Origin of the sequence: Flavobacterium sp. (assembly GCF_025352015.1) — a bacterium.
In the GTDB taxonomy this organism is placed as follows: domain Bacteria; phylum Bacteroidota; class Bacteroidia; order Flavobacteriales; family Flavobacteriaceae; genus Flavobacterium.
Map to the genome: position 1 here is coordinate 1 of NZ_JANXUG010000013.1, position 6992 is coordinate 6992.

General features: G+C 31.4%; 4 protein-coding genes. 2 read left to right on the forward strand and 2 right to left on the reverse strand.

Annotation, left to right across the window (positions count from 1 at the left end):
* Positions 1-391 precede the first annotated feature (391 nt).
* Together Q0Q96_RS01810 and Q0Q96_RS01815 are read left to right on the forward strand one after the other, a co-directional pair.
* Positions 392-1927: an IS1182 family transposase gene (locus Q0Q96_RS01810; RefSeq protein ID WP_293870981.1), complete on the forward strand. Its 1536-nt coding sequence runs from the start codon at positions 392-394 to the stop codon at positions 1925-1927.
* A 117-nt stretch (positions 1928-2044) separates the two neighbouring features.
* Positions 2045-3007: a hypothetical protein gene (locus tag Q0Q96_RS01815; protein WP_293870984.1), complete on the forward strand. Its 963-nt coding sequence runs from the start codon at positions 2045-2047 to the stop codon at positions 3005-3007.
* Between the two features lie 202 nt (positions 3008-3209).
* Here the strand turns inward: Q0Q96_RS01815 and Q0Q96_RS01820 are convergent, their stop codons facing one another.
* Both Q0Q96_RS01820 and Q0Q96_RS01825 read right to left on the reverse strand, forming a co-directional pair.
* Complete coding sequence (locus Q0Q96_RS01820) at positions 3210-4394, reverse strand: MvaI/BcnI family restriction endonuclease (protein WP_293870986.1); 1185 nt, start codon at positions 4392-4394, stop codon at positions 3210-3212.
* Between the two features lie 7 nt (positions 4395-4401).
* Positions 4402-6627: a DNA cytosine methyltransferase gene (locus tag Q0Q96_RS01825; RefSeq protein ID WP_293870989.1), complete on the reverse strand. Its 2226-nt coding sequence runs from the start codon at positions 6625-6627 to the stop codon at positions 4402-4404.
* Between the last annotated feature and the right edge of the window lie 365 nt (positions 6628-6992).

The following is a 6992-nucleotide window of genomic DNA, read 5'->3' on the forward strand; positions in this document are numbered from 1 at the left end:
CGTGAAAAGTTTGCGCAATAATTCCGAAATTTGAAAAGCGAAATCTTGAAAATTTTTGTGCAAAAATGCAGAAACGTGAAAGTGGAAACGTGAAAAGTTTGCGCAAAATATGAATTTAATAAGAACTTTTTTCTTCCAAAACAACCGAACGCACAACAGCGGTTTTGCGAGATTGCGAATTTTTCGGTAAATTCACGTTCACGTTTCGCAAGAAATATTATCTTTAACAGAAAATAATCGGTTCCGAAGCTCGCAACCTCGCAAAGCCGCGAGACGTCAAACTGTCTAAAAACCTCTTCTCATTTAGCATTCTTTTTGTCAAACAAAGCACACTTTTTATTTGGTGCTTAAGTACTTTTTTCGTAAATTCATTGCTGTAAAACAAGCAACTATGAGCAAGTTCATTACTGGAAAAGACCGCAACCAAACCGAGTTTTTTTGTCTAGAACAAACCGTCGATAAAGACAATATTGTTCGCATTATTGACCTTTTTGTAAACAGTCTTTCCTTGAAAGATTTAGGATTTAAAACCGATTTCATCGAAAACGGTCGTCCTGCTTATCATCCCGCAGATTTGCTGAAGTTGTCCCTCTATGGTTATTTGAACCGTACGCGTTCTTCACGCCAACTCGAAAAAGAATGCTCCCGAAATATGGAGGTAATGTGGCTCTTAAAAGGGCTCGTTCCTGATCATAACACCATTGCTAATTTTAGAAAAAACAATCCAAGAGCCATTGCCAAAGTATTTCAATCTACCGTGAGCTTGGCAAATCATTTTAACCTAATTGGAGGCAAACTGGTAGCCGGCGACAGCACCAAACTGCGAGCGCAAAACTCCAAGAAAAATAACTTTAACCCATCCAAAATTGAACGCCACATTGCTTACATTGATGCTAAACTTTTGGAATACCAATCCCTATTGGCGCAAGCCGATGGCGATGTAATAGCGCAAAAAGAAATTCAGGAAAAAGTTATTAAATCCAAACAGCAAAAACAAAAATACCAAGACTATCAAAAAAAAATAGACGACACAGGTAGTACTCAAATCTCCACTTCTGATCCCGACAGCAGACAGATGATTACCCGAAACAACATTACCGAAGTTGCCTATAATGTACAAACCGTGGTAGATGAAAAACATAATATTCCTATTGATTTTAAAGTAACCAATCAAAACGATTCAAAAGCCATGGGCGCAATGCTCCGAAGAGCCAAAACCATTATAGGACATACTGATTTCGTAGCATTGTACGATAAAGGTTATCATACAGGAAGTGAGTTTGAGTATGCCAACCAACTCGGAATTGAAGTATTGGTGGCCATTCCCGATGTGGCCTCGCATGCACCCAATCCTGATTTTGACGTAGAGCATTTTGTGTATGATAAACAAAGCGACACCTTGACTTGCCCTGCCAATCAAACGCTAACCAACAACGGCAATTGGTACAACAAAGTAAATGGCAAGTCTATCACCAAAATGAAACACTACAAAACATCTGCTTGCCTGACTTGCCACTTAATGCCACAATGCACCAAAAATAAAAGAGGACGACTGATAGAACGCTCCCAACATGCCGATGTAATTCATCAAAACAAAATTAGAATAGAACAAAACAAAGCACTCTACCGAAAACGACAAGCTATTGTAGAACATCCTTACGGAATTATAAAACGGCAATGGGATTTTTATTATATCATGACCAAAAAATCCATAAAACACGCCTCGGCAGATGTTGGATTAATATTCATAGCCTTCAACCTGCGAAGAATTTTTAACCTCATTGAACCAAACTTGATGAAAAAGTATTTAAAGATGCTTTGGCTTTATTTTGATGGGTTTAACGACCATTTTAAAGCGGTTGTAAAGGAATATATTTTCTCTTATACAGTTTTTGGGTTTTGTAATTTGCAATTCAATCGTAGTTAAAAAGTAGTATATTTGAGTTTAATAAGGTTGCTTTGAAAAGAAATTACGGTTTTAAGACGAACTGACGTTAGCAGCAAGCATTCGAAAAATCAGAAATACTAACAACAACAAGCTAAAATGGAAAAAACAACTACTAAACAAGCTCTGAATGAACAAAAGTCATTATGGATAATGGCAATTTATTTTGTCCTAACTTTTTATTATTTAGGAGTATTTGCTTCTATGCACTCCACTATTTATGCTGAAGTTGCAACAGTTCATAAAAATTTTAGCAATTTTATGATTAGTCTAAATGCAATCACCAGAATGCTCTATTCGTTTGTTCCAGTTATAATGATAGTTTCGGTATTGTGTTTACTATGGTTTCGACCAAAATCATTTCCGTTATGGTCAATTATAATCTCTATAATAATGTGTTTAGTTTCAGTATCAAGTACTTTTTTCTTAATTCTTCCTACACAATCTGAACTTTCACTTAAAGGATTTAATGTAGAAACATATCAAAATTTAATGCAATCAAGTCTTTACTATCAAATAATACCTTCTATAATTCAAGTATTGATTGCCTTTTATCTATTGAATAATTATCTGAACGATACTAAATTTTTAGGGCGGTGGTTTTTTATAATCATATTTACTTTTTCCTATTTTACGCTTGGAACCTCACAAATAGAAGGATTTGTAAATTATCCAACTTGGCTATCGGTTGACACATCAGAATGGATTGGTTTTCGTGACATATTAGTAAAAGCATCCTCGTCAATACTATTGCTTGTGGTTGCATTTTTACCTTTATTAATAATAATTCCAATGCTGTGGTGGAGACCAAAAGGAATTCCAAAAATATTAGTTACAATTTACGGGCTTACTTTATTTTGGATTTTAGCAATAACGATTGTTTATTTTGTGCCACACATTCAAATTCCGTTGGACAAACAAAACATAAAATCATTGATTGAGGAATTAATGAAAAATGATTTTAGATTTAGAGTTTTATTAGCATCAGGATATTTTATCGCCCCAATATTGATGTTTTTAAAAATAGGAAACAGAAAGATTTATGAAAATATAATTGACTAACCAATTGTAGAACATGCCAGCTGCTAACAGCGGTTTTGCGATATTGCGGGTTTGGGGATTTATCTGAAAGGAAGTTTTTAACTCAATAATTTGTTTATATTTGTGAAGGCTTGGTGTTAAATCGTCCGCAACATCGCAAAGCGCGCGAGACGTTACAAGCAACCCTACTGCAGAACGCTGAAAAACAACAACTTAAATAAGCCTATTTAGTTATTAAAGAATAAGATCGACTCGGTGGAAATAACAAATCTAAAGAGTTTGGCTTGATTTTAAATATTGGACCTTTCTCTACAACACTTCCAGTTGGTTTTCTTTTTATTAAATGATCTAAAGTAATAATTCCTTGCTCTATTAATATATCGAATTGAGTAACAATAGGCTTTCTTGTATGCTCAACTTTTTTAAATTGAAAATGTTCTTTATTATCGATTATAATTGAATCCGCTGCAATCCAAAAAGTTTCATTATGTTTTTCAAGTAAACGATTATGCAAAGTATCTAAATTCCACGCAATAAAATCTCCAATGTTGGCTTTATCAGAATTTTCTAAAAGTTGATTTATTTTAGAATCAAGTTTTAAAGTCAGACCTTGTGAGTTTCTAACTAATGCAGAGACTGTGCAATAAAGTTTAAAATCGTCTCCTCTATTGTAACCAAAGTTGTTTAAAATTTCGGCTGAACTTTTGAACTTACTTAATTTCCAATCTGGAACTTGAGCAAATAAATTTTTACGATTTCCTTTTTTATCTCGATAAGATTTTAACTCTATTCCTTTATAATCTGGTTTTTTTGATGAATTAATATCAATTCCTAAAAGAGTTTCAAGCGTTCTACCAATTGCGGTATCTGCTTTAAGCATTGCTGGAATTGGTCCTTTCGAAGCTATTTTATTTAACAAAATCAATAATTCTTCAGCTACTTCATTCGAAATTTGATTGATTTCATTCACTAATTCTTTTAAAGGGTTAAGAATACTTGAGTTTAATAATTTTGGCAAGTCAATTTGAGTAATATTAAGAACATATAATATTCCATCAAACTCAATTATTCCTAGAATATCATTAGCTTTTGAATAATTCCCTAAACCTTTAAACCAAATTCTAGGGTCACCATTTTTTGTATTTGGACGATATAAAGACGCAATAGAATTTACGACTTTATCAGAATCAATTAATTTTGAAGTAATTTGAACTTTGCTTTCTTGACCCTGATTCTGTAATTCAAAGTTGTGTATTCCTTTAGATTTTAAAAAATTTCTAACTGAACCAGTTGCATCCATAATAGATTTACCCAATCCAGTTTCTGTTGGTTCTATCAAACATAATTCAACTGAATTTTCTGTTAAGATTTTTATTCTATCAATTTCAATAGGAGTTAATTGTCTCATAAACGAACTATTTTATGTTCTTCAAAATTTCTAGAGCTACCGCTCTAGCCATTAGTGGTGGAACTGCGTTCCCAACTAATGTAAATTGTGGGACTTCAAATTTACGTTTATTTCCTCCAGTTGAGCGCTTTCCTTGAAATACAAATGAATCGTCAAAAGATTGAAGTCTTGCCATTTCTCTTACAGTTAATGCTCTTGGATTTGAATAGTGAATATAATCGTCAGCAATCGTCATAATTGTAGAACTTTGTCCTTCAGGTTTTAAAACTGAATAACTTCTTTTATCAGATTCTAATCCAATTTCTTTTAAATTAGATTTTGCAGATTCATAATTACCAGATTTCAGAATAACATTTAATCTTTTAATTACATCTTCATTTTGCTTACTAGTTTTATGATTTTGTAAAGGAGCAACAAGGTGCGTTAAAGTATTTTCAAGTTCTTCAAAATTTCTAACATAAAAAGGATTTTTTGCATTAGCAAATCTTCCATTTAAACGACCTTTTTTTGACCATTCTGAATAACTCAATCCATCATTTTCATTTGGTTTTCCGTCAATATTTCTCTTTTTTATTAATGATTTCATTTTTTCAGTAGAACCATTGTATTGTGCTTTCAAATTAATTTTTTCATAATCAAATCTTTCATCATTATTTCCAATAAAATCTAAATCATAAATCGCTTCAAAAATATTTACTTTATCATTCTGATTTACAGTTGATGGAACATCATTAATCAACTTTTGATCTTTTCTACAACCAATGAACAAAACTCTTTCGCGATTTTGAGGAACTCCATAATTTGATGCTAATGCAACAAATGGTTGCTCAATATTATATAATCTTATTTTAGATAAAATAGTTTCAAATTCACCTTCTCTGTTAGCTTTAACAACAAACGAAGTCAATCCTTTAACACATTCGTCAAAAGAATAATCAAATATTTCAAGTGCAGTAATAATTTGATTTACTTCTTCTGCATAAATATCATTAGGCTTTAAATTATTGAAAGAAATATGAATTTTTTCAATAATAGTTTCAGGTTCAATTGAAGTTAGAAAATCATCAAAATTATCAGCAAAAAAATCATTATCCAAATTGGAAAATGCTTTTTCATTAATCACTTTTTTTCTAATATATTCAAGTTCTTTAACTCTTTTCAGCAGATTAAATCCGTGACGGATTGTACTAATATTCTTATCAGTTTTACTTGTTTTGTAATTAACTATTTTTGGAGTTAAAAGCCTAAATTTATTTTCTAAATTATGAATATATGTATTCTTTAAAGCATCTAATTCTTTATCTGTTGCCTTCTCAAACTGTAACCGTAAATTATAACACTCTAAAATAAAAGAATCTTTTATTTGATTTTTTTTAAGTTGAGAAACAAAGAATATAAGTTGATTAAATTCTTTTAAATCAACTATTGACCTAATTTCTTGTAAAATCATTTCTTTAATTTTGCCTTGTTCTTTTGTCAAAATTCCTTTGACATTTTCCATTACAAAATATTTCGGCCGTAATTGTCTAATTACTTTTAAATAATGCGCAAACAAGTCATCTTTTTTGTCAAATTTTTTTCTTTTTCCTGCTAAACTAAAACTTTGACAAGGCGGTCCGCCACAAACAATATCAATTTCTTTGTTTCCAATCTTCTTTAGAAAATTATCTAAAAAATCGGGTTCAGTTATGTCTTGACGTAGAAATTCTGCATCTAATCCAAGTTGATAATTATATCTTGCCAAATGAGTAAGTTCACAATTTTCATTAATATCACTGGCTAATCTAAAATCATAATATTTGTTTTCATATTCTGCTTGAAGAAAACCTTCACTAAATCCACCAGCTCCAGCGAATAAATCTACAAAAGTCACTTTAGATTTTGATTCGTATTCAATTGGCGGTTCAGAAACAATATTAATATCTGTATTTTCTCTTCTACTATTAACCAAAGAAACTATTTTTTCTTTAATTTTTTTATCTGTAAAGTTTGTGTGTGGCTCAATTTCAAAATATTTTTCAACTTCTTGTTTCAAGAAATTTAAAAACTTATTAATTGATTTATGGGAGTATTCAGTTTCTTTAACCAATTGGTTTTTATTATCCCAATCTTTCTTCATTATCTTCTCGCCTGTTGCAACTTTAATTTGCAAATCTTTTTGACGCAAAACAAGATGAATTGGAAACCTTTTACTTTTGTCGGCTTTATCTAGGTAGAATTTAATATTTATCATTTACGGACGTTTTTACGGATACGAACAAAATTACGGACAAATTTTAAATATACAAGAAAAAACGAAAATTTATTAAAAAGAAATTCAACGTGAAAAAAAGGGCAGCTTGTAACAGCGGTTTTGCGAGATTGCGAATTTTTTAGTGAAATCACGTTCTCGTTTCGCAAGAAATATTATCTTAGCAGAAAGAATTCGGTTACGAAGTTCGCAACCTCGCAAAGCCGCGAAACGTTAGCAGAAACCCTACCACATGAATCGTCCTAAAATAGGTTGACTAAAAATTAAACACTTTTAGTATCCTATGGAAACAACAACAAATCAAGCCTGTCGAAAAGAAGGCTATCAAAAAGTAACTTTCGAGCACA

What these genes read in the sequence shown, in the direction of transcription:
- Q0Q96_RS01815 (WP_293870984.1), top strand. Translation starts at nt 2,045, where the DNA reads ATGGAAAAAACAACTACTAAACAAGCTCTGAATGAACAAAAGTCATTA.
- Q0Q96_RS01825 (WP_293870989.1), bottom strand. Translation starts at nt 6,627, where the DNA reads ATGATAAATATTAAATTCTACCTAGATAAAGCCGACAAAAGTAAAAGG.
- Q0Q96_RS01810 (WP_293870981.1), top strand. Translation starts at nt 392, where the DNA reads ATGAGCAAGTTCATTACTGGAAAAGACCGCAACCAAACCGAGTTTTTT.
- Q0Q96_RS01820 (WP_293870986.1), bottom strand. Translation starts at nt 4,394, where the DNA reads ATGAGACAATTAACTCCTATTGAAATTGATAGAATAAAAATCTTAACA.